Raw genomic sequence first — 21,276 nt, 5'->3', positions numbered from 1 at the left:
GGGCGGGGGCGGCGTCGGCAGGGGTCATCGGGTCTCCTTCGGGGCGGGGACGGGGCGCGGCACCTCGATGATCCGTCCTCGCGGAGCGCCTCGGGAGGCCGGGCGCGAACGCTCACGAGGCAGGCGCGCCAGAACGTCAGAACGCGCCAGTGGACCGTGCCGCCGAGCTGTGCCAACGGCACCGCGGAACGTGCCACGCGCCTCCGCGTGCCCGCTGCGCGCCGTTTCGAGACGGCCTACGCTCACCGGATGGACGAGGTGCGGGACGCGTACGGCGCGCGGGCGGAGGAGTACGCGGCGCTGCTCGGATCGGTCGACGCGGGGCCCGCGGCCGACCGCGAGCTGATCGGGTCGTGGGCCGACGGGCTGGAGGGCACGGTCGCCGACGTGGGCTGCGGGCCCGGGCACTGGACGGAGTTCCTCCAGCGCCGCGGAGCCGCCGCGGTCGGCGTCGACCCGGTGCCGGAGTTCGTCGCGCTGGCTCGAGCGCGGTTCCCGGACGTCCCGTTCCGGCTCGGCTCGGCGCTCGAGCTCGACGTCGACGGCCTCGGGGGCGTTCTCGCGTGGTACTCGCTCATCCACCTGCCGCCGGCGGAGCTGCCCGGCGCGGTAGCGGCGCTCGCCGCGCACCTCCGACCGGGCGGAAGCCTGCTGATCGGCTTCTTCGAAGGGCCGCGCACGGAGGCGTTCGCGCACGCCGTCGCACCGGCGTGGTTTCATCCGCTCGCCGAGATGCGCGCCCTCGCCGAGCAGGCCGGCCTCGAGGTGACCCACTCGCTCCGCCGCAGCGCCCCCGGCGTCCGCGACCACGGCGAGCTGATCGCCGTCCGCCCACGCTGACGCCGAGCTGATCGCCGACCTGTGATCCGGACGCCGCCGACGCCGCGCTGGTTCCGCGCTGGTGGCACCCGCTCCCGCTGGTCACCGGTGGACGACGTCCCGGCCCATCGCATCCCGTCGAGACACCACCGGCCCGCCGAGGCGCCGCCGTCTCAGCAGTGCTGCGGCGGTCTCGGCGGTGTCCCGGCGGACGAGGGCCCCCGCGCCTAGAGGCGGTCGGCGCGCCACTCCGTGGGGATCTCCTCGCCGCGGCGGAACGCCTCCTCCTCGCGCTCGCGCAGCTCGACGCGGCGGATCTTGCCCGAGATCGTCTTGGGCAGGGGGTGGAACTCGAGGCGCCGCACCCGCTCGAAGGAGGAGAGCAGCTCCCGGGTGTGGGCGAAGATCGCGCTCGCCGTCTCGGCGGTCGGCTCCCAGCCCTCGGCGAGGGCGACGTACGCCTTCACCACGCTGTGGCGCACCTCGTCCGGAGCCGGCACCACCGCGGACTCGGCGACGGCGGGGTGCTGCAGCAGCACGCTCTCGACCTCGAACGGCGAGATCTTGAAGTCGGAGGACTTGAAGATGTCGTCGGTGCGGCCCACGAAGGTGATCGTGCCGTCGACCGCGCGGACCGCCACGTCGCCGGTGTGGAAGTAGCCGTCGGAGCGGGCGCGCTCGGTGCGGTCCTCATCGCCGAGGTAGCCGGACATCAGGTTGACGGGTTCGACGGAGAGGTCGAGGCAGATCTCGCCGGTGGAGGCGGGCTCGCCGGTCAGCGGATCGACGAGGGCGATGGCGACGCCGGGCAGCGCGCGGCCCATCGCTCCGGGGACCACGGGGGCGCCGGGCGGGTTCGCGATGATCGCGGTGGTCTCGGTCTGGCCGTAGCCGTCGCGGATGGTGAGTCCCCACTCCCGCTCGACGGTCGCGATGACCTCGGGGTTGAGCGGCTCGCCCGCCGAGAGGATCTCGGTCAGCGCGCGCGGCTTCGCTCCGAGCGCCGACTGGATCAGCATCCGCCACACGGTCGGCGGCGCGCAGAACGTGGTGACCTCGGCCCGGTCGAGCTGCTGGTGCAGAGCGGTGGGGGAGAAGCGGCTGTAGTTGTAGACGAACACCGTCGCCTCGGCGTTCCACGGCGCGAAGAAGCAGCTCCACGCGTGCTTGCCCCAGCCCGGCGAGCTGATCGCCATGTGCACGTCGCCCGGCTGGACGCCGAGCCAGTACATCGTGCTGAGGTGCCCCACGGGGTACGACTCGTGCGTGTGCACGACCATCTTGGGCTTCGAGGTGGTGCCGGAGGTGAAGTAGATCAGGCACGGATCGGAGCTCTCGACGACCACCGTCGGGCTGATGCCGAAGGGCTCGAGCGAGTCGGCGTAGTCGAGCCAGCCCTCGACGGCGCCGCCGACCGCGATGCGGCCGAAGCCGCCCTCCATCTCGTCGAACTTGGCTGTCTCGGAGGCGTCCGCGATGACGTACGCGACCTCGCCGCGCTCGAGACGGTCGGCCAGGTCGGCGGGTGAGAGCAGGGTCGTCGTGGGGAGGATGACCGCGCCGAGCTTCATGATCGCGAGCATCGACTCCCACAGCTCGAGGCGGTTGCCGAGCATGAGCATCACGTGATCGCCCTGCTCGACGCCGACCGAGTGGAGCCAGGCGGCGACCTCGTCGGAGCGCCAGCGCATCCGGTCGAAGGAGTACTTCTCCTCGGAGCCGTCCTCCTCCACGATCCAGAGGGCGGGGCGCTCGTTGCCGATCGCGATGGCGTCGAACCAGTCCACCGCCCAGTTGAAGCGGGGCCCGACGTCCGGCCACTGGAAGGCCTCGTTCGCGGCGACCGCATCGGTGCGGTGCTGCAGGAGGGTGTCGCGGGCGGCGCGGAAGCTCCCGGTGGGGTTCATGCATGTCTCCGTAGCGGTCGAGGTCCGGCCGCTGGCGGGACCGACCCCATTCTGCTCCCGCCGCGGTGCCGGGTGCTGCGTGGGGGAGGCCCGGTGGGGACGCACATCGCCGGAGGCGCCTGTGGAGGAGCGGCCGGGCGGATCCTCCTGCCGAGCCGACGAGCGGAGGGCGAGGGGGAAGCGGTGGAGCCGGCTACGGCCGGGCTCAGCGGAGGGGCCGCCCACCGCTCGCGGCCCGGGAGATCGGAGGGCTCGCCCGCCGCAGCAGGCGCTCCCTCCGCTCCCTCCGCGGGACCTCAGTACTTGATGGACTGACCGCCGTCGATCGGGAGGACGGTCGCGTTCACGTACGAGGCGTCGTCCGAGAGGAGGAAGGCGACGACCGAGGCGATCTCGTCGGCCTCGCCGTAGCGCTTGGTCGGGTTGACCTGGATGAACTCCTCGGCCGCCTTGCGCGGGTTCTGCGGATCGAGCTGCTTCATCGAGTTCTCGACCATCGGGGTCCAGATGGCCCCGGGCGCGATCGCGTTGATGCGGATGCCGAACTCGCCGTACTCGATCGCGGAGTTGCGGGTGAGGCCGACGACGCCGTGCTTGGCGGCCGCGTAGCCGGACTGGTTGCCGATCGCGGTGATGCCGCCGACGCTCGCGGTGTTGACGACCATGCCCGAGCCCTGCTCGCGCATCACCTTCAGCACCTTCTCGAGGCCGAGGAACACGCCGCGGAGGTTGATCGCGACGACCTTGTCGAACTCGTCGGCCGTGAAGTCCTCGGTGAGGTTCTGGCGGCCCTCGATGCCGGCGTTGTTGAAGAAGCCGTCGATGCGGCCGAACGCCTCGAGGGTGCGCGCGACGTAGGCGTCGACGTCCGCCTCCTTCGACACGTCGGCGAGGACGGTGATCGACTCGGTGCCCTCGGGCAGGACGTCGACCGTGGCGGCGAGGCCCTGCTCGGAGATGTCGACGAGGGCGAGCTTCGCGCCCTCCTGGGCGAGGCGGACGGCGGCAGCGCGGCCCAGGCCGGATCCACCTCCGGTGATGAGGACGACGCGGTCGGTGAATCGGGTGCTGGTGGTGGTCATGACGACTCCTGCTCGAAGAGGAATGGGCTCGGAGGCCGTGCGGTCGGCGAGTCCGTATCCATGCGTCTGCATGCAATTGACTCCACGATACGCCACAGGTGTCGGTTGAGTCTGAGTGCGCGGTCAGGGATGGAGTGATCCGGGCTGCGGGCGCCCGCAGTCGAGCCCGGTGGACACTCACGAGCGGGGCCGCAGGATCCGACGCGAGCACTCGGGTTCTGGGCAGAGCCCCCGCCCCCCGACCCCGATCCGCCGCACGCCCGCCTACAGGTGCGGCTGCCCCGTCGAGGCGCTCGTTCCGCCGTCCACGGCCAGGATCGCGCCGGTGATGTACGCCGCGTCCGCGCTGGCGAGGAACAGCACCGGCGGGGCGATGTCGTCCGGCTGCCCGGGGCGCCCGAGGGCGATGCGGTCGATGAAGGGCGCGAGCTCCTCGGGGGTCGAGGCCATCGACTCGGTCAGCGGCGTCTGCGTGAAGGCGGGCGCGACGGCGTTGACCCGCACACCGTGCGCGCCGAAGTCGAGGGCCAGCGACTGCACGAAGGTCGTGATCGCGCCCTTGGTCGCGTTGTAGGCGGCCTGGCCCCAGTCGCCGCGGATGCCCGACACGGAGGAGACGACGACGATGTTGCCGCGGCTCGCCTTGAGGTGCGGGAGCGCCGCCTTCACCGCGTAGAAGAGGGCGTCGACGTTCGTGGCGAAGAGCGAGCGCCAGGCGTCGTCCTCAACCTCCTCGATCGGGCCGCCGAGGTGGCCGGCCGCGTTGTTCACGAGGACGTCGATCCCGCCGAACCTCGCGACGGTGCCCTCGACGAGCGCGTCGACCTCGGCTCGGACCGAGACGTCGGTGGGGACGACCAGGACGCGCTCGGCCGGGAAGCCGGCGACGGTCTCCTCGAGCGTGGCGGGGGTGCGCCCGGCGACCGCGACGCTCGCGCCCTGCTCGAGGAAGGCGCGTGCGATGGAGCGGCCGATGCCGGAGCCGGCTCCGGTGATCAGGACGGTGCGTCCGGCGAAGGGGTAGGTGTTCGAGGCGATCAAGGCGGTGCCTTCCGGGTGCAGAGGGTCGGCTCGGCGGGGTGCGCCGGGTGCGGCGGGCGTCGGATCCGCCCGGTGCCGATCATCCGCGGCACCCGAGCGGATCGACGGGCCGCCGCGCCGGTACGGAGGAGCTCCCCATCGATCCGCAGCACGGCTCCCGACCCTGGCAACCGCCGCAGAGTGCGATCCGCGGCCGCGCGGGCTCGGGTAGACCGGAGGGACGCCAGTGGACAGGGGGAACCACCATGGACACCACGAGAACGACCGCTCCGCGCCGGGCGACGGGGCTCCGGGCGGGACGGCGCGCGACCGCGCTGGGCGCCTCGGCACTGCTCGCGGCGCTCGCTCTGAGCGGCTGCACGAGCGGCGCCGACCAGGCGGAGGAGGCGACACCCGCCGCTCCCGGGACCGCTGCTCCGACGACCGCCGCTCCGACCGCGACGCCCACCGAGGCTCCGCTCGGGCCCGTGACGCTGCCCGAGGGTGCGACCGCCGCCGTGCGGTGGACCGATCAGGTCGGCCCCGTCGATCCGCAGACCGTGTACCTCAGCGGCGGTCCGCTGCACATCACCGTCTCGGTCGCCTGCGACACCGCGGACGCCGAGGTGACGATCGAGGTCGTCGGCCTGATGACGAGCGGATCGTCGTGCGTCTACAGCCCGAGCACGACCCGCACCGGCACCGGAGGCGGCAACACGGGCACCATGCAGATCGCCGTCGAGCAGGACGCCGAGATCAGGGTGACGACGGTGCCGGACGACGCGCACTGGTCGGCCGCCGTCTCGACCGGGGCGCGAACGGTCCCCGGGCCCTGACGCCGGTCCGCGCCCTCCGAGAACGCAGAAGTCGCGGTGGTCGAGAGCGGCCACCGCGACGTCCGGGTTCTCGAGTCGCCCGGGGCGTCAGCCGATCGGGACGCCGAGCTCGGCCATGAACGGCACGGCGTCGACCGCCTCGCCGTCGACCCGCGTCTCGAAGTGCAGGTGGCAGCCGGTCGAGGCGCCGGTCGAGCCGCGCAGCGCGATGACCTGGCCGACGGTGACGGTCTCGCCGACCGACACCATCAGCTCGCTGTTGTGGGCGTAGCCGGTCTCGATGCCGCCGCCGTTGTCGAGCAGGATCCAGTTGCCGTAGCTGCCCTGGTACGACGCCTCCTCGACGGTGCCGCTGGAGGCCGCGAGGACGGGCGTGCCGCAGGCGCCGGCGAGATCGGTGCCCTTGTGGAACAGGTTCACGCCGGCGACCGGCGCGTCGGGGCGGGGGCCATAGCTGCTGCTGATGTGGCCGGAGATCGGGACGACCCACGCTCCGGACGCTCCCGCGGCGGCCGCGGTCGACTCGCCGGAGGTGGCGGTGATCGCGTCGAGGGACGCGGTGGGGACGAGGACCTCGGGCTTGGCCTCGGCGGCGAAGGCGTCGCGGGTGACGCTCTGCTGCACGACTCCGGCCGCCACGAAGCTCTGCGGGCGGGCCGCGGCGACGGCGGTGGCCGTGTCGCGGGTCAGCTCGGAGTCGGCGGTGCCGCCCACGGCGAACGCGGGCATCGTCGAGGTGATCGCGATGCCGGCCACGAGGGTCATCGCGGCGACGGCGGAGACGCGGGGGCGCGACGGGCCGCGCGAGGGGCGGCGGCTGCGGGACTCCTGCTCACGGAGCGAGCGACGGGTCGGGAGGGCGGACGGACTGCCGGTCTCGGCTCCTGCGGGGGTGGGAGTCGAGGCGCGTGACGAACGGTGCATGCAGAGGAGGTTCCAGGTCTGCCGACGCTCGAGGGGGGAGGCGAGCGCCGGGTGGGGCAGTGGGGCTGATCGCACGGCTGAGCCGATGCGACCCTCCAAACTACCCGCGTTCCGCCGGATCCGACCTGAGAGAAACCTCCGGAGTCAAGCGGTTGAGCGCATCGATCGGCTCTCGATCCGGAGTGGCGGGGGTGCGCCGGGTCGCCGGTGGGCGTGCTCAGCGGTCGGCGGTGAAGACGAGCAGGGCGATCACACCGGCGACCGTCGCCGCGACTCCGGAGCCCAGGCGCCACCACATCCACTTGTCGCGCCTGGGCCCGCGCACGGGACGCCGGAGGCCGGCGCGGCCCTGGTAGCCGCCGGGATCGTGCTGGAAGACCATGCCCCCAGCCTGCCGAACCCGCGCCCGTCGCTGGGCCGACTCGCCCGCGACTCCCAGCCGCGAACGGCACCGCAGGGCTGAAGCGGGAGCCGAGGAGAAAGGAGGAGAGGCGGCGACCAGGGGGAAGGGGAGGCGGGACGGCACGGGCGCAGAACGGCCGCCGCCCGCGCGCCTAGCGCGGCCCGGGCGCGCTCGCCAGCGGGTTCGCGGGGCGGGTGCCGCTCGGTAGCGTGGGGGAGTCGGCCGGAGCGGTCGACGAGCGGAGGAGCGGACATGGCCGGGACCGGCAAGGACAAGGACGCACGCGACAAGGCGGCGCAGAAGCGCGCGAAGAAGGCGCTGAAGAAGGCCGAGAAGTCGGTGCGCGCGGCGCACGAGGCGGTCCGCGACTCCAGCAAGAAGCTGCGCAAGAAGGCCCGCAAGCTGGCCGAGCAGACCGAGAAGCTCAAGCGGACCCAGGAGAAGGCGGCGAAGAAGGCGGCCGCGGCCGAGAACCGCCCGACCACGCCGAAGCACGCCGCCGAGCCGGCGGTCGGCGCCCTCGACCTCACCCCGCCGCTGCCCGGCTCGCAGGAGCCCGCCGAGGATCAGGAGTCCGCCGAGGACGCCGGCGCCGCGGCCGGGTCCGCCGCACAGCCGGAGCCGGCCCCCGACTCCGACCCCGCGCACACCCCGGACCTCACCCCGCCGATGCCGCGCTCGGCCTCCTGAGCGCACCCGTCTGAGCGCCGCATGCCGGTGCGGGCTCAGGAGAATCGCACCCGCCGATGCGCCGCCCGCCTGAGAATCCGCACAGGGTAATCGGGCGGGCGTGCCCCGCGAGGTGAACAGCAGGTGAAGCCTCGCGACCACGCCGGAACGCCTCCCGCCGCGGGAGCATCATGTCTGCGTGGATCCCTTCATCCTGCTCGCGCTCGTCGTCGTCACGGCCCTCGCCTTCGACTTCACCAACGGCTTCCATGACACGGCGAACGCGATGGCCACGTCCATCGCGACCGGTGCCCTGAAGCCCCGCACCGCCGTCGCCCTCTCGGCGTCGCTGAACCTCGTCGGTGCGTTCCTCAGCATCGAGGTGGCGCTGACCGTCACCAACGCGGTCGTGAAGATCCAGGACTCCTCGGGCGCACCCGATCCGGCGCTGCTCGAGGACGGCGGTTCCGCTCTGCTGCTGATCGTGCTGGCCGGCCTCATCGGCGGCATCGTCTGGAACCTGCTGACCTGGCTGCTCGGCCTTCCCTCGAGCTCGTCGCACGCCCTCTTCGGCGGCCTGATCGGCTCCGCTCTCGCGGGCCTCGGCCTCAACGGCGTGAACTGGGCCGGCGACGGCACGAAGCTCGACGGCGTCGTCGGCAAGGTGATCCTCCCGGCGCTGATGTCGCCCGTGCTCGCCGGAGCGGTCGCGGCGATCGGCACCTGGCTCGTCTTCCGGGTGATCGGCAACCTCGCCGAGAAGAGCCTCCACCGCGGCTTCCGCTTCGGTCAGATCGGCAGCGCCTCCCTCGTCTCGCTCGCGCACGGCACCAACGACGCGCAGAAGACCATGGGAGTGATCACGCTCGCGCTGATCGCGGCCGGCGGCTGGAGCGACACCGAGTCGGTCCCCTTCTGGGTCAAGCTCAGCTGCGCGCTGGCCATCTCGCTCGGCACCTACATCGGCGGCTGGCGGATCATCCGCACCGTCGGCAAGGGCCTCGTCGAGATCGACACCCCGCAGGGCATGGCCGCCGAGAGCGCCTCCGCCGCGGTCATCCTCGCCTCCAGCCACCTCGGCTTCGCCCTCTCGACCACCCACGTCGCGACCGGCTCGATCCTCGGCTCCGGAGTCGGCCGCCCCGGCGCGCAGGTGCGCTGGCGCGTGGCGCTGCGCATGGTGATCGCCTGGGTCATCACGCTCCCGGCCGCCGCTCTCGTCGGCGCCGTGATGTGGTGGATCGGCCACCTCGTCGGAGGCGCGGCCGGCGGCCTCCTGATGGCCGCGATCCTCGTCGCCGTCGCCTCCCTCATCTACATCCGCTCGCGCCGCGACAGCATCGGTGCGCACAACGTCAACGACGAGTGGCAGGACGCGGCGGCACGCCCCGCGCCCGAGACCGCCGGCGTCTGAGCGAAAGGATCCGCACCGTGCTCTCCCTCTTCCTCTCCGCCGCCGGCCAGGTGGCCCTCGTCGCCGTGCTCCTCGGAGCAGGCCTGCCCGTGCTGTTCGCCGTCGGCGTCCGCTCCTTCGCCGTCGCCGCCGGTGCTCCCGCCTCGGGCAGGTCCGACGCCCCCGCGGTCCGGAGCGGTCTGCCCGCCCCGGTGCTGCGCGGGATCGGCGTGCTCTGCTTCGCCCTCGTCGTCGGCTCCGTGGTGATCGGCCTGAGCGTCATCATCGCGACGGGTCTCGGCCAGTCGGTGAGCTTCGAGCACGTCATCCCGACCTTCGTGCCCAAGGGCTGAGCATGGCCTCGACCGATCCGATCGCGGCGCGGGAGGGGATCGTCGCCCGCGTGGTCGGCTGGCTGCGCGCGGGCTACCCGTCCGGCGTGCCGGAGCAGGACTACCTGCCGCTGCTGGGCCTGCTGCGCCGCAGCCTCACGACGGACGAGGTCGAGCAGGTCGTCGCGCGGCTCCTGTCGGAGTCGGAGCGGGCCGAGACGGTCGTCTCACGGGCCGTCGTGCGCGAGCGGATCGAGCAGCTGCTGCTCGGACCGGCGCTGCCCGAGGACGTCGCCCGCGTCTCCTCGCGGCTCGCGAGCGCGGGCTGGCCGCTGGCGGGCCCGGAGTCGCTGGCCGAGCCGGACACTCGCGAGGGCCTGGTCGCGCGCATCGTCCGCTGGCTGCGCGCCGGCTATCCGGCCGGGCTGCCCGAGCAGGACTTCGTGCCGCTGCTGGCGCTCCTCCGCCGCCGTCTGAGCGACGAGGAGGTGGCCGAGGTGGCCGCCGGTCTCGCCGCCGACGCGCCCGCCTCCCGCGCGGACGTCGGCACCGCGATCGCCGGAGTGACCTCGGAGCTGCCCTCGGAGGAGGACATCGAGCGCGTGCGCCGGTCGCTGGCCGCGCTGGGCTGGCCGGAGGAGTTCGCGAGCTGACGCGCCGCGCCCTCGGCGGTCCAGCCGTCGAAGGGTGACCCCGCCGGGACCAGGACGCGGACGCTGCAGCGGGCCGGGCCCGCCGTGAGCGGGCGGGACGAGCGCTGGAGCGTGTCCTCGGGCGGGCGACAGGCGGCCGCCCGGTCGGCAGGGGAGTCGCGGGGTCACGACGCGCGCCGTCCGCCGTCCTAGGTTCGGCCCGGGTCCGGATCGGCTGCGCAGCCGGCTGCCGGACCGCAGCCCGACCGGAAGGACACCCCATGCCCGCACCCACCATCGTCCTCGTCCACGGAGCGTTCGCCGACGCCGCGAGCTTCGCCCCGGTCACGCGGATCCTGCTCGACGCCGGCCACGCCGTGCGCGTCCCGGCCGTGCCGAACCGCAGCCTGCTGGGCGACGCGGAGTACCTCCGCTCCTTCGTGGAGCAGCTCGACGGGCCGGTCCTGCTGGCGGGCCACTCCTACGGCGGCGCCGTGATCACGGTGGCGGGCGCCGCCGAGAACGTGGTCGGCCTCGTCTACCTCGCGGCCTACGCGCTCGAAGAGGGGGAGAGCCTCGGGCAGCTGCAGGGAGCCTTCCCCGACTCCGACCTGCCGGCGAACCTCGTCTACACCCCGTTCCCGATCGACGGAGCGGAGCCGGGCACGGACGTGTCGGTCGCGGTGTCGGCTTTCCCGGAGGTGTTCGCGGCCGGGATCGATCCGGCCGAGGCGGCCGTGCTCGCGGTCGGCCAGCGCCCGCTCGCCGCTCTGGCCTTCGGTGAGGCCGCTCCCGTCGCCGCCTGGCGGACCCGGCCGAGCTGGGGCGTCGTCGCCGCCGCGGACCGGACGATCAATCCGGACGTCGAGCGGTTCGGCTACCGGCGGGCGGGCGTGCGCTCGGTCGTCGAGCTCGACGCGCCGCACCTGGTGATGCGCTCGCACCCGGAGGAGGTCGCGCGGATCATCGCCGACGCCGCGGCGGAGCTGAGCTGACCGCGGAGTCGCCTGACCGCGGAGGGGTGCGCCGCGTGCCGGTGCGCTCCTCCGCACCCCGCCGCGCACCGCCCCCACCCGGAAGCACGCCCCGCCGATCTAGGTACTCCCGCCGCGGATCTAGGTCGGCGTCGCGTGGAGTCGGGCCCGCCTCCTCCCTAGCCTCGAAGGGAGAGAAGGGCGGGATCGTGGACACGGACACCGCGCGGCTCGGCGCCTACCTCCGGGGGCACCGCGACCGGCTGCGCCCCGACGAGGTCGGCCTGGGCGCCGACGGCAGGCGCCGCGTCAGCGGGCTGCGCCGCCAGGAGGTCGCCGTGCTCGCGGGGATCAGCCCGGACTACTACCTGCGGCTCGAGCAGGGCAAGGACCGCCGCCCCTCGGCGCAGGTCCTGGACGCTCTGGCCCGCGCGTTCCGTCTCGACGCGGACGGGCGGGACTACCTCTTCCGGCTCGGCGGGCACGCCGCGCCGCGCCGCTCACCGGGCTGGGCGCAGGCCGGGCCGACCCCGGCGCAGGTCGGCAGCCTGACGAGCATGGTCTCGTCCTGGACCACGACGCCCGCCTACGTGGTCGACCGCTACCTGGACCTCGTCGCCGTGAACGAGCTCGGCCGCCTGTTCCTCCCCCTGGCCTGCGAGCAGGGGACCAACATGATCGAGGCCGTCGTCGACGCCGCGGCGCTCGAGACCGACGCCGAGCGGCACGAGGACTGGGACCGCACGATCGCCGTGATGACGGCCGCCCTCCGCTTCCACTCCGACCCGGCGGACCCGCGTCTGCGGGTCCTGGTCGCCTCGCTCGGAGGCCGCTCGCGGGTGTTCCGCCGCGTCTGGGCGAGCCAGGAGGCGTATCCGCTCCGCGAGGGCTCGTCGCCGGTGCGCGTCGACCCCTTCGGCTTCATCGCCTTCCGCTGGCAGACCCTGGAGGTGCACGGAGGCGACCACTTCCTGACCTCCTTCTTCGGCGCCCCCGGCAGCGCCGCGGCCGCCGCGATCGATTTCATCCGGGCCCGCCACCGGGTCGAGGAGTGTCTGCGCGAGGGTGCGATACTCGACGCGTGAAGCGGGACGCGCTCGTCGTCGGTCGGGGATCGGAGCTCGCGCGGCTCCGTCTGATGGTCGACGGCATCGCCGCCCAGGGGTCGGCGCTCGTCATCGACGGGGACGCCGGGGTCGGCAAGACCACCCTGGTCGAGGAGGTCGTCGCCTACGCCCGCGCACGCGATGTGCGGGTGCTGCGGACCGCGGGCTCCGCAGCGGAGTCGGGCGACCAGTACGCGGCGCTGCAGCTCCTCCTGCACCCGCTCCGCCCGGGCCTCGACGGCCTGCCCCTGCCGCAGCAGGACGCGCTCCGCGTGGCCTTCCACCTGGCGGACGGAGTGCAGCCGACGCCGCTCCTGGCCGGCCTCTCGGCCCTGACCCTCCTGAGCGACGCCGCCGCCGATCGGCCCCTGCTGGTCGTCGTGGAGGACCTGCACCGGATCGACCCGGAGTCGGCGTGGGCGCTGCGGATGCTCGCCCGGCGCATCGGCGAGGACCGCGTCGTCGTCGTGATGACCACGAGGGACCGGCCCGAGGAGGACTCCGGCCTCGAGCACCTCCACCTCGGGCCGCTGTCGGCCGCCGACTCGGCCGCTCTCCTCGACACGCTCCCGCATCCTCCTCGCGGCGCCGCCCGGCGCGCTCTGCTCGACCTCGCCCGCGGGAATCCGCTCGCCCTGGTGGAGCTCACCGGGCGCGACCCGTCGGCCGACGAGGCGGAGGACCGCGCGGTGACCGGACGCCTCGAGTCGGCCTTCGCCGAGCGCTTCGCGGAGCTCGACCAGCCCTCGCGGCTCGCCGTGCTGGCCGTGGCGCTGGGCGACGTCTCGACGGCGGAGGAGGCGAGCCGGCTGGCGAACCTGGCGATCGGCCGCCACCCCGACCCCTCCTGGATCGACCGGGCCGTCGCCGCGTCGCTGCTCAGCTGGACGCCGGGGAGCGGACTCCGCTTCCGGCACCCTCTCGTGCAGTCCGCGGTGACGAGCGTGAGCCGCCCCTCCGAGCGCGCGGCCGTGCTCCGCACGCTCGTCCAGGAGCACCGCGACGACCCGAGCCGGACGCTCTGGTGGCGGTCGGAGCTCGCGACGGGCTCGGACGGGCCGGTCGGCGAGGAGCTCGCCGGTCTCGCGGCGTCCGGCCTGGCGACGGGCGACGTCGTCCTGGCGGCTCAGGCGATGGAGCGGGCGGCGGAGCTGACCCCCGCGGGGCCGCTGCGCGTCTCGCGCCTGATCGACGCGGCCGAGTACTCCGGACTCGCCGGCCGAACCGCGGAGGCGGCGCTGCTCGTGCACCGTGCGGCGGGCGAGACCGTCGATCCGGTGCTCACCGCCCGCGCCGCCTGGACGCGCGAGACGCTGCCGACCGGGCGCACGGCCCTCTCTCGGGGAGACCTCTCGCCTGCGCTCGCCGCGGTGACCGCGCTGCAGAGCCACGGAGCCGTCGACGCCGCGACCGCCGCGCTCCTGCACCTCGCCGCCATCGCCTGGGACCACAACCGCGAGGCGTCGCCGGGGGAGCCGATGATCAAGGCGGTGCGCGCGCTCGCCCTCGACGACTCCGACCCGCGCGCCGTCCTGCTCGCGGCGGTCACCGAGCCGATCGCCCGCGGCGACGAGGTCGTCCGCCGGGCGCTCGCGGCGGCCGGCGGGGCGAGCGGTCCGGAGGAGGCGTGGTGGCTCGGCTACGCGCTGAACACGGCGGGCGAGGTCGAGGTCGCCCGGGAGCTCCTGGAGGAGGCGATCACGGGGCTGCGCGCGCGCGGCGACATCCGGATCCTCCCGCAGGCGCTCCTCGCCGCCTCGATGACCACGTCGCTCGCCGGCCGCATCTCGCGCGCCCGCTCCTTCGCCGAGGAGGCGCTCGTCCTCGGGAGCGACCTGGGGGACGTCGGCTTCGAGACCGCCTCCCGGGCCTGCCTGGCCTGGTTCGACGCGATGGAGGGAGTCGCGCCCGATCCCGAGGCGATCAGCGCGGGCAGCGCGATCGGCGCGGCCGTCCTCTGCTCGAGCGTGATGCGGGCGACGCTCCGCGGATCGCGAGCGGCGGTGGCGGTCCTCGAGTCGCGACCGGGCGACGCCGTGCCGGAGCTCCTGCCCCTCCTGGACACGGACGACGACTCCCTGAACCCCGGCTTCGCGATCCTGACCACGCCCGATCTCGTCGACGCGGCTCTCGCGACCGGGGACGTCGGAGTCGTGCGCCTGCACGCCGCGAGGCTGGAATCGCTCTTCGAGCGCTGGCACCAGCCGATGATCGAGGCGGCCCTCCGGTACGCGCAGATCGCCGTGGCGCTCGCCGACGGAGCGCCGGACGCCGCGGCCGGGCTGCTCCGCCGGACTCCGCCGCCGCTCCCGTACGTGCGGGCGCGGGCGCTGCTGCTCGTGGGCGACGGGCTGCGCCGGGCCGGTCAGGCGGCGGAGGCGCGGCCCCTCCTCCGCGAGTCGCTGTCGATGCTCGAGGAGCTGCCGATCCACGCCTGGGCCGATCGGGCCCGTGACGCGCTCCGGGCCGCCGGAGGGAGGATCGCCGACGCGCCGTCGCCGGCCGCTGCCACGCTGACCCCGCAGGAGCTGCGCATCTGCGCTCTCGCGAGCACGGGGCTGTCGAACCGCGCGATCGCGCAGAACCTGTTCCTCTCGCCGCGCACGGTCGGCGCGCACCTGTACGCGGCGTACCGCAAGCTCGGGATCGGCGGGCGGGGCGAGCTCGCCGCGGTGCTCGGGAGGGACGCGGGCGCCGACGTCTGAGGCCGGGCTCCGCTCGCAGGGGCGCGCGGGCCCCACTCCGAGCGCAGACACGCAGGCGCGCCCCGGAACGGCCGGGACGCGCCTGCGAGCGGACCGCGCTACTCCTGGATGAAGGCCAGCAGGTCGGGGTTGATGACGTCGGCGTGGACGGTCAGCATGCCGTGCGGGTAGCCCTCGTAGATCTTGAGCGTCGAGTTCTGCAGCAGCTCGTGCTGCTTGAGCGCGGCGTCCTTGTAGGGGACGACCTGGTCGTCGTCGCCCTGGGTGACGAGGACGGGGACGGTGATCGCCTTCAGGTCCTCGGTCTGGTCCGTCTCCGAGAAGGCCTTGATGCCCTCGTAGTGCGCGAGCGCGGATCCGGTCATGCCCTGGCGCCACCAGTTGTCGACCACGGGCTGCGAGAGCTCGACGCCCTCGCGGTTGAAGCCGTAGAAGGGCCCGGAGGCCACGGCCTGGTAGAACTCGGCGCGGTTCGCCGCGAGAGCATCGCGGAAGCCGTCGAACACCGAGATCGGCGTGCCCTCGGGGTTCGCCTCCGTCTGCACCATCAGCGGCGGGACCGACGAGACGAGGACGGCCTTGGCCACTCGGCCCTGGGGCTCGCCGTACTTCGCGACGTAGCGCGCGACCTGACCGCCTCCGGTGGAGTGGCCGATGTGGATCGCGTTCCGCAGGTCGAGGTGCTCGACGACCGCGTTCACGTCGCTGGCGTAGTGGTCCATGTCGTGTCCGGTGCCGACCTGGGTCGAGCGTCCGTGCCCGCGGCGGTCGGTCGCGATGACGCGGTAGCCGTGCGCGTGGAAGAACAGCATCTGCGCGTCCCAGTCGTCGGACGACAGCGGCCAGCCGTGGTGGAAGACGATGGGCTGCGCGTCGGTGCTGCCCCAGTCCTTGTAGTAGATCTCGACGTCGTCGTCCGTGGTCACAAACGGCATCTTCGAACCTCCGTGCTCGTGTCGATCCCGAGCCCGGCCCGGGTCGTGTCCAAGGTGGTGCCTCCCCGGATGAGGGTGGGGAGCGGCTCCACGATAGGGGCGTGGGAGCGCTCCCTGAAGAGCGCGGGGAGATGTTCCGACGATCGTCCAGACCTGGTCGCCCGGGCGGTGCCGGGGCCGCCGGCCGCGCTCGCCGAGTGGGGTCGGATGACTCGTGACCCGCACCGCGGACGCTGACAGGATCGCGGCGGACGCGCCCTCCCGCGGCGCGCGGATCGGAGGTCGCGATGCCCACGACGACGCCCACGACGTCGGCCCTGCCGACGCCCCTGACGACGACGCTCCGGCCGGCGGTGCTCCGGTGACCGTCGAGGACCGCGTCCCGATCGAGCCGCAGGCGGTCGTCGCTCCGCTCAGCCGGTCCGCCGTCTTCCTCTCGCTCGACATCGTCGGCGGGCAGGACGCCGCGGACCGCGTGCGGGACGTCGTCGCCGACGTGGGCGGGATCCTCCGCGCGGTCGGCTTCCGCGACCTGGGCCTGCGCCTCTCCTGCCTGGTCGGGATCGGGAGCGACGCGTGGGACCGCTTCGGCGGGGAGGGGCGCCCCGCGCAGCTGCACCCGTTCCTGGAGGTGGTCGGCGCGGCGCACACGGCCGTCTCGACGCAGACCGACCTCCTGTTCCACATCCGGGCGGAGCGCGACGACGCCTGCTTCGAGTTCGAGCGCCTCCTGCTCGACGCGCTCGGCGAGGACGTCGTCGTCCGCGACGAGGTGGTCGGCTTCCGCTACTTCGACAACCGCGACCTGCTGGGCTTCGTCGACGGCACCGAGAACCCGACCGGCGAGGCGCTGCCCCGCGTCGCGCTGATCGGCGCGGAGGACGCGGCGTTCGCGGGCGGCAGCTACCTGGTCGTGCAGAAGTACCTGCACGACCTGACGGCCTGGCACGCGCTCACCACCGAGCAGCAGGAGCGGGTCATCGGCCGGAGCAAGGCCGACAACGTCGAGCGCGAGGACGATCCGGCGCAGCTCTCGCACAAGGGGCTCGCGACCGTGGTCGACGCCGGCGGGACCGAGCACGACATCCTCCGCGACAACATGCCCTTCGGCCGGCCCGGCAGGGGCGAGTTCGGCACGTACTTCCTCGGCCTGGCCGCCGACCTGTCGGTGATCGAGACGATGCTGACGCGGATGTTCGTCGGCGTGCCCGCGGGCAGGCACGACCGCCTCCTCGACTTCTCGACCGCGACGACCGGCGGGGTCTACTTCGTGCCCTCGCGGGACGTGCTCGAGGGCCTGGGCGGCTGAGCGCGGCCGGTCGTCGGGGGGCGGATCGAGTCGGATGACCGTGGTGCCGCCCGGGCCGGAGCGGTGGGATCGGAGCAGCGCAGGCGCGCAGGACGATCAGCAGGGAGAACGCCGTGGAACCCGACGACAGCACCGCTCCGCACCACGAGACCCCCGGTTTCGGAGACCCGGACCTCCCCCAGGAGGGGATCGTGAACACCGAGGGCGATCCCTCGGCGAACACGATGACCGGCCCGCAGAACCGCGTCCTGGAGGGACTGTTCCCGAACCAGATCGCGGCGCCCGCGACGGACATCAGCACGCAGCCGTTCTTCTGGTCCTCCTTCAACATCTCGCCGCGGCGGGTGCAGCGGGGCGGCTGGGCGCGCGAGCTCACGCAGGCCGACTTCGCGATCTCGAACGAGATCGCGGGCGTGAACATGTACCTCGAGGCCGGCGGGATCCGCGAGCTGCACTGGCACCAGAGCGCCGAGTGGGCGCTGATGACCAAGGGGAACTGCCGCATCACCACGCTCAGCCGCACCGGCCGGCCCAGTGTCGACGACGTGCAGGAGGGGGACCTCTGGTACTTCCCGCCCGGCCTGCCGCACTCCCTGCAGGGCCTCGGCCCGGACGGGGCGGAGTTCGTGCTCGCGTTCGACGACGGCGAGCAGTCCGAGAGCAACACGCTCCTGCTCACCGACTGGTTCGCGCACACGCCGCCGGACGTGCTGGCGAAGAACTTCGGCGTCGCGCAGGAGGTCTTCCGCGACATCCCGCTGCACGACCTCTGGATCTTCCCGGGCGACGTGCCCGGCGACCTCCAGGCCGACCGGGCCGCGGCCGGGGTGCAGGACGGTGACGAGGCGGTGATCTTCCGGCTCTCCCGCTCGGAGCCCGTGCACCAGAACAGCGGCGGCCGGATCCAGATCGCCGACAGCACGAACTTCCCGGCCTCGCGCACGGTCTCGGCCGCGCTGACGACCGTCGAGCCCGGCTCGATGCGCGAGCTGCACTGGCACCCCAACGCCGACGAGTGGCAGTACTACCTCCGCGGATCCGCGCGGATGACCGTCTTCAACACCGGCCCGCACGCCAACACGACCGACTTCCACGCCGGAGACGTGGGCGTCGTGCGCCGCAACTTCGGCCACTACGTGGAGAACACCGGCGACGACACGCTCGTCTACATCGAGACCTTCAAGAGCTCCCGCTACGAGGAGGTGTCGCTCGCCCAGTGGCTGAGCCACCTGCCGCCGTCGCTGGTCGCGCAGCACCTGAACATCCCGGAGGAGGTGCTGGCGACCTTCCCGCCCGGGACGCAGGGGATCACTCCGCTGCGCTGAGGGAGGGACGCGCGGAGGGGACGGGGACATGGCGGAGGATCACGAGGCGGCGCTCCTGCCGTGGGCGGGGAGGGCGGCGGTGCTGCTGGACCGGCACCTGCGGGTGCTGGCCGCGACTCCGCTCGCGCGGGCGCTCTCGCCCGCCTTCGCCCCGGGAGTGAGCATCGCCCGCTTCACCTTCCTGGACTCGTCCGAGGTCGAGGACCTGCCCTGCTGGGGGTCCGCCGCCGATCAGGTCGCGGCGATGCTCCGCGACTCGCTCGAGCGGCATCGGGGGGACCGGGAGTTCCTGACGGTCGTCGGGGAGCTCTCGGCGAGGAGCCCGCGGTTCGCGGACTCGTGGGCGGCCGGGGCGGAGGCCGACGCACGCGGGTCGGTCGTGTTCCTCGACACCGTGGTCGGCTCTGTTCCGATGGACTACCGGCTGGTCCGGGACGGCGCGCGCCTCCTGCTCCTGTTCGAGGCGGGTGACGCGGCGAGTCGAGACGCGCTCGCCCGGCTCACCGCCGCTGATCAGGCGCCGGCCGGGGCGGCCAGCGCGGTGCCCGTCTCCGGAGCGGGCCGCAGCGAGGCGAGGACGTCGACGGCCGCGGCCGCCGGAGTCCCCGCTGCCGCGAGGTAGGTCACGACGTACCGGCCCGGAGCGCCGGCGAGCTCCAGGGTCTGCATCTCGAGGTCGAGCCAGCCGAACGGCTCGACGTGGACGCGGATCCACCGGTGGGTGAAGGGGCGGACCTGGTACTCGGCCCAGATCGACCGGAACAGCGGATTCTCGACCGAGCATTCGCCGACGATCTCGTGCAGCCGCGGATCGTCGGGGTCGCTGTAGAACCGCAGCGCGGCGATCAGCTCGCGGAAGACCTGGCCCCACGCCTGCAGCTGGTCCGGCGGGTCGCCGTTCGCCACGGCGCGCACGTAGCCGCGGGACGTGGAGAGCAGCATGTTGGCGCCGGGCACGCCCTTGTCGGGGGCGAGACGGCTCATCAGGTCGTTCGCGCCGAGGACGTCGAGGTTGCGGTCGAACGCGTACGCCGGGGTCCTCGGCCAGTGGGCGAGCAGCGACTCCACGCCCTGGCCCGGCGGAGGGGAGTCGGGATCGCGCGGGCCGGGGCGCAGCCGGGCCAGCCGGAAGAGGTAGGCGCGCTCGAACTCGTCGAAGGCGAGCGCCTCGGCGAGGGCGTTCAGCACCTGGTCGGACGGGGCGACCGCGTGCCCCTGCTCGACGCGGAGGTAGTAGTCGCGGCTGATCCGGGCGCGGTCGGCGACCTCCTCGCGGCGCAGGCCCGGCACCCGCCGCCGGGTGCCCGCGGTCGGCACGCCGACCTGCTCCGGCCGCAGCGCCGCCCGGCGAGCGCGGAGGAACTCCGCGAGGGGGCTGCGAGAGCTCATCGTGCGACTCCATCGGATCACCCGCCGGGTCGAGCGGCGGTCGTGCGGGGGTGGGGCCGTACCGGTCGTCCGGTGGGACACAGAGTACCGTCGGGCGCTCGCGGGGCCCACTGCCCTGCTGCGCCTCCTGCCCGGCGCCCACCGGGGGCCGGGCGCTCGGGACGGTTCGACAGAGGGAGCGCTCCGGAGGGTTCCGACAGAGGGAGGAGAGCGCGGCCGCGCCCGGCGGTCAGCATGGGGTCCTCGGAACCCGTCCCTCAGGAGTCGCGATGACGATCAGTGCACTCTCCTCGCCGCCCGCGCACCCGAGCGCCCCCGAGGACGTGGTGGTCCGGATGCTGAGCTCGGCGTCGCCCGCGCGGGAGCGGCTCCTGGTGGTCGAGGGCGGGATCGGCTCGGGCCGGACGCACATGCTGCGCTCCGCCGCGGCCACCGCTCGCGCCGCCGGCTGCGAGGTCGTGGAGGTGCGGCCGGACCGGGGCGACGCCGTGATCGGCGCGTCCTCGCTCGCGCTGTTCGCCACGCTGATCGGCCGTCTGCAGCGGGTGCGCGACTCCTCCGCCTCGCCCTGCGACCCCGGCTTCCTGATCGTCGTCGACGACTGGGAGCGGTTCGACGTCGCCGCCCGCGAGACCCTCCAGGCCCTGGTGACCCGGCTGGTCGACGAGGTCGGCGCCGCCTGCCTCCTCGCCACCGGCGACCGCCGCGTCCTCGCCGGCTGGGAGGGCCTCCGGCACCGTCGCACGGAGCCCCTCGACGCGGAGGCGGCCCGCGGCTTCCTGCGCGCCCACGGCGGCCGGCGGCCGCTCGCCGTCGAGGCGCGCCTGCTGCGGGTCGCGGAGGGGAATCCGCTGCTCCTCGACGTCCTCGGGCGGGCCTGGGCCGACGAGGACGCTCCCTCGCCCTTCCCGGTCTACCCGCGGCTCGAGCAGGCCGAGCCCCGGGTGCTCGATCTGCTGGCTCCGCTGTCGGAGCCGAGCCGGGAGGCGCTCCTGGTCGCCGCGGTGGCGGGCGCCGAGTTCCCGGAGAGCATCGGGCCGGCCCTCGGAGACGGGGACAGCGCCCTGGTGCAGGCGGGGATCCTGACGGCGGGCGGCCGTGCGTTCCGCGACCCGGTGGTCCGAGCGGTGGTGCTCTCGACGGCGACGCCCCGAGCGCTGCGGGCGGCCCGGAGGCGGCTCGCCGAGCGCCCGGAGTCGGCCCCGCACCTCCGCCTGCTGCTCGCGGCGGACGACGCCGCCGGGCCGGAGGAGCGGGCGCGGCTGCTGAGGGACGCTGCGGAGGAGCGACTCCGCGCGGGTCGGCCGCAGGAGGCGCTGCTCCTCCTCGCCGAGGCGCGGTCGAGTGCGCGCGGTGGTGCTCTGCGGGAGGAGCTCGAGGCGCGCGCGGCCGCCGTCGCGGCCTTCACCGGCGACGCGGCGGCCCTCCCACTCCTCGTCCGGGACCGGCCGCACGCAGGCCTCCACCAGGCGCAGGACGGGATCGAGGGGGTGCTCCTCGCCGACGGCGAGCGCCT

The 21,276-nt window shown here is 74.0% G+C and carries 20 protein-coding genes; 13 read left to right on the top strand and 7 right to left on the bottom strand.

From position 1 onward, the window contains the following. Positions 1-249: 249 nt before the first annotated feature. Entirely contained in the window at positions 250-840 is a 591-nt protein-coding gene (locus C5C49_RS15935) for a trans-aconitate 2-methyltransferase (protein ID WP_104256546.1), read from the top strand. Between the two features lie 206 nt (positions 841-1,046). On the opposite strand, the gene C5C49_RS15930 is transcribed toward C5C49_RS15935, so the two are convergent. The 3 genes from C5C49_RS15930 to C5C49_RS15920 all read right to left on the bottom strand — a co-directional run bounded on the left by C5C49_RS15930 (position 1,047) and on the right by C5C49_RS15920 (position 4,849). Then, positions 1,047-2,726 (bottom strand): AMP-binding protein, encoded by a 1,680-nt coding sequence (locus C5C49_RS15930; RefSeq protein ID WP_104346559.1) that lies wholly within the window; start codon positions 2,724-2,726, stop codon positions 1,047-1,049. A 296-nt stretch (positions 2,727-3,022) separates the two neighbouring features. After that, positions 3,023-3,808, bottom strand: coding sequence for a glucose 1-dehydrogenase (locus tag C5C49_RS15925; protein ID WP_167299040.1), 786 nt, complete (start codon positions 3,806-3,808; stop codon positions 3,023-3,025). Between the two features lie 264 nt (positions 3,809-4,072). Then, positions 4,073-4,849: an SDR family NAD(P)-dependent oxidoreductase gene (locus tag C5C49_RS15920; RefSeq protein ID WP_244229515.1), complete on the bottom strand. Its 777-nt coding sequence runs from the start codon at positions 4,847-4,849 to the stop codon at positions 4,073-4,075. Between the two features lie 245 nt (positions 4,850-5,094). On the opposite strand from C5C49_RS15920, the gene C5C49_RS15915 reads away from it, so the two are divergent. Further along, positions 5,095-5,664 (top strand): hypothetical protein, encoded by a 570-nt coding sequence (locus tag C5C49_RS15915; protein WP_104346558.1) that lies wholly within the window; start codon positions 5,095-5,097, stop codon positions 5,662-5,664. An 87-nt stretch (positions 5,665-5,751) separates the two neighbouring features. On the opposite strand, the gene C5C49_RS15910 is transcribed toward C5C49_RS15915, so the two are convergent. Together C5C49_RS15910 and C5C49_RS17155 are read right to left on the bottom strand one after the other, a co-directional pair. Continuing rightward, complete coding sequence (locus C5C49_RS15910; RefSeq protein WP_104239337.1) at positions 5,752-6,588, bottom strand: M23 family metallopeptidase; 837 nt, start codon at positions 6,586-6,588, stop codon at positions 5,752-5,754. A 217-nt stretch (positions 6,589-6,805) separates the two neighbouring features. Then, positions 6,806-6,970, bottom strand: coding sequence for a hypothetical protein (locus C5C49_RS17155; RefSeq protein WP_159940529.1), 165 nt, complete (start codon positions 6,968-6,970; stop codon positions 6,806-6,808). Between the two features lie 273 nt (positions 6,971-7,243). Here C5C49_RS17155 and C5C49_RS15905 point away from each other — a divergent pair, with 273 nt between their 5' ends. The 7 genes from C5C49_RS15905 to C5C49_RS15875 all read left to right on the top strand — a co-directional run bounded on the left by C5C49_RS15905 (position 7,244) and on the right by C5C49_RS15875 (position 14,802). Continuing rightward, positions 7,244-7,681, top strand: coding sequence for a hypothetical protein (locus tag C5C49_RS15905; RefSeq protein ID WP_104273730.1), 438 nt, complete (start codon positions 7,244-7,246; stop codon positions 7,679-7,681). A gap of 178 nt (positions 7,682-7,859) precedes the next feature. After that, positions 7,860-9,074, top strand: coding sequence for an inorganic phosphate transporter (locus C5C49_RS15900; protein ID WP_104224012.1), 1,215 nt, complete (start codon positions 7,860-7,862; stop codon positions 9,072-9,074). 17 nt (positions 9,075-9,091) lie between these two features. Beyond that, a complete protein-coding gene (locus C5C49_RS15895; protein WP_104224011.1) occupies positions 9,092-9,406 on the top strand; it encodes a hypothetical protein in 315 nt (104 codons plus the stop codon). 2 nt (positions 9,407-9,408) lie between these two features. After that, a complete protein-coding gene (locus C5C49_RS15890; RefSeq protein WP_104227379.1) occupies positions 9,409-10,038 on the top strand; it encodes a DUF3349 domain-containing protein in 630 nt (209 codons plus the stop codon). A gap of 260 nt (positions 10,039-10,298) precedes the next feature. Beyond that, the gene (locus C5C49_RS15885; protein ID WP_104227378.1) at positions 10,299-11,012 is read left to right on the top strand and encodes an alpha/beta fold hydrolase; all 714 of its coding nucleotides are present in this window, start codon (positions 10,299-10,301) and stop codon (positions 11,010-11,012) included. 188 nt (positions 11,013-11,200) lie between these two features. Then, complete coding sequence (locus C5C49_RS15880) at positions 11,201-12,076, top strand: helix-turn-helix domain-containing protein (RefSeq protein WP_104224008.1); 876 nt, start codon at positions 11,201-11,203, stop codon at positions 12,074-12,076. Next, positions 12,073-14,802, top strand: a complete 2,730-nt coding sequence (locus C5C49_RS15875; RefSeq protein WP_104346556.1) for an AAA family ATPase — start codon at positions 12,073-12,075, stop codon at positions 14,800-14,802. The genes C5C49_RS15880 and C5C49_RS15875 overlap by 4 nt, the downstream gene beginning before the upstream one ends. 98 nt (positions 14,803-14,900) lie before the next feature. Here the strand turns inward: C5C49_RS15875 and C5C49_RS15870 are convergent, their stop codons facing one another. Beyond that, positions 14,901-15,737: an alpha/beta fold hydrolase gene (locus tag C5C49_RS15870; RefSeq protein WP_104224006.1), complete on the bottom strand. Its 837-nt coding sequence runs from the start codon at positions 15,735-15,737 to the stop codon at positions 14,901-14,903. Positions 15,738-15,951: 214 nt separating this feature from the next. On the opposite strand from C5C49_RS15870, the gene C5C49_RS15865 reads away from it, so the two are divergent. The 3 genes from C5C49_RS15865 (at position 15,952) to C5C49_RS16800 (ending at position 18,993) form a co-directional block, all read left to right on the top strand. Next, positions 15,952-17,046: a Dyp-type peroxidase gene (locus tag C5C49_RS15865; protein ID WP_308471230.1), complete on the top strand. Its 1,095-nt coding sequence runs from the start codon at positions 15,952-15,954 to the stop codon at positions 17,044-17,046. A gap of 113 nt (positions 17,047-17,159) precedes the next feature. Further along, positions 17,160-18,371 (top strand): cupin domain-containing protein, encoded by a 1,212-nt coding sequence (locus tag C5C49_RS15860; protein ID WP_258059808.1) that lies wholly within the window; start codon positions 17,160-17,162, stop codon positions 18,369-18,371. A gap of 28 nt (positions 18,372-18,399) precedes the next feature. Beyond that, positions 18,400-18,993: a hypothetical protein gene (locus C5C49_RS16800; RefSeq protein WP_146084906.1), complete on the top strand. Its 594-nt coding sequence runs from the start codon at positions 18,400-18,402 to the stop codon at positions 18,991-18,993. Here the strand turns inward: C5C49_RS16800 and C5C49_RS15855 are convergent. Next, positions 18,885-19,760: a helix-turn-helix transcriptional regulator gene (locus C5C49_RS15855; RefSeq protein ID WP_104346555.1), complete on the bottom strand. Its 876-nt coding sequence runs from the start codon at positions 19,758-19,760 to the stop codon at positions 18,885-18,887. The two genes, C5C49_RS16800 and C5C49_RS15855, sit on opposite strands and share 109 nt — an antisense overlap. Positions 19,761-20,029: 269 nt before the next feature. On the opposite strand from C5C49_RS15855, the gene C5C49_RS15850 reads away from it, so the two are divergent. Beyond that, positions 20,030-21,276 (top strand): hypothetical protein (locus C5C49_RS15850; RefSeq protein ID WP_219814604.1); only part of this gene is annotated, 1,247 nt, incomplete at its 3' end.

Source organism: Rathayibacter sp. AY1E2, from assembly GCF_002932325.1.
In the GTDB taxonomy this organism is placed as follows: Bacteria; Actinomycetota; Actinomycetes; order Actinomycetales; family Microbacteriaceae; genus Rathayibacter.
This window is presented reverse-complemented; position numbering and strand designations above follow the sequence as displayed.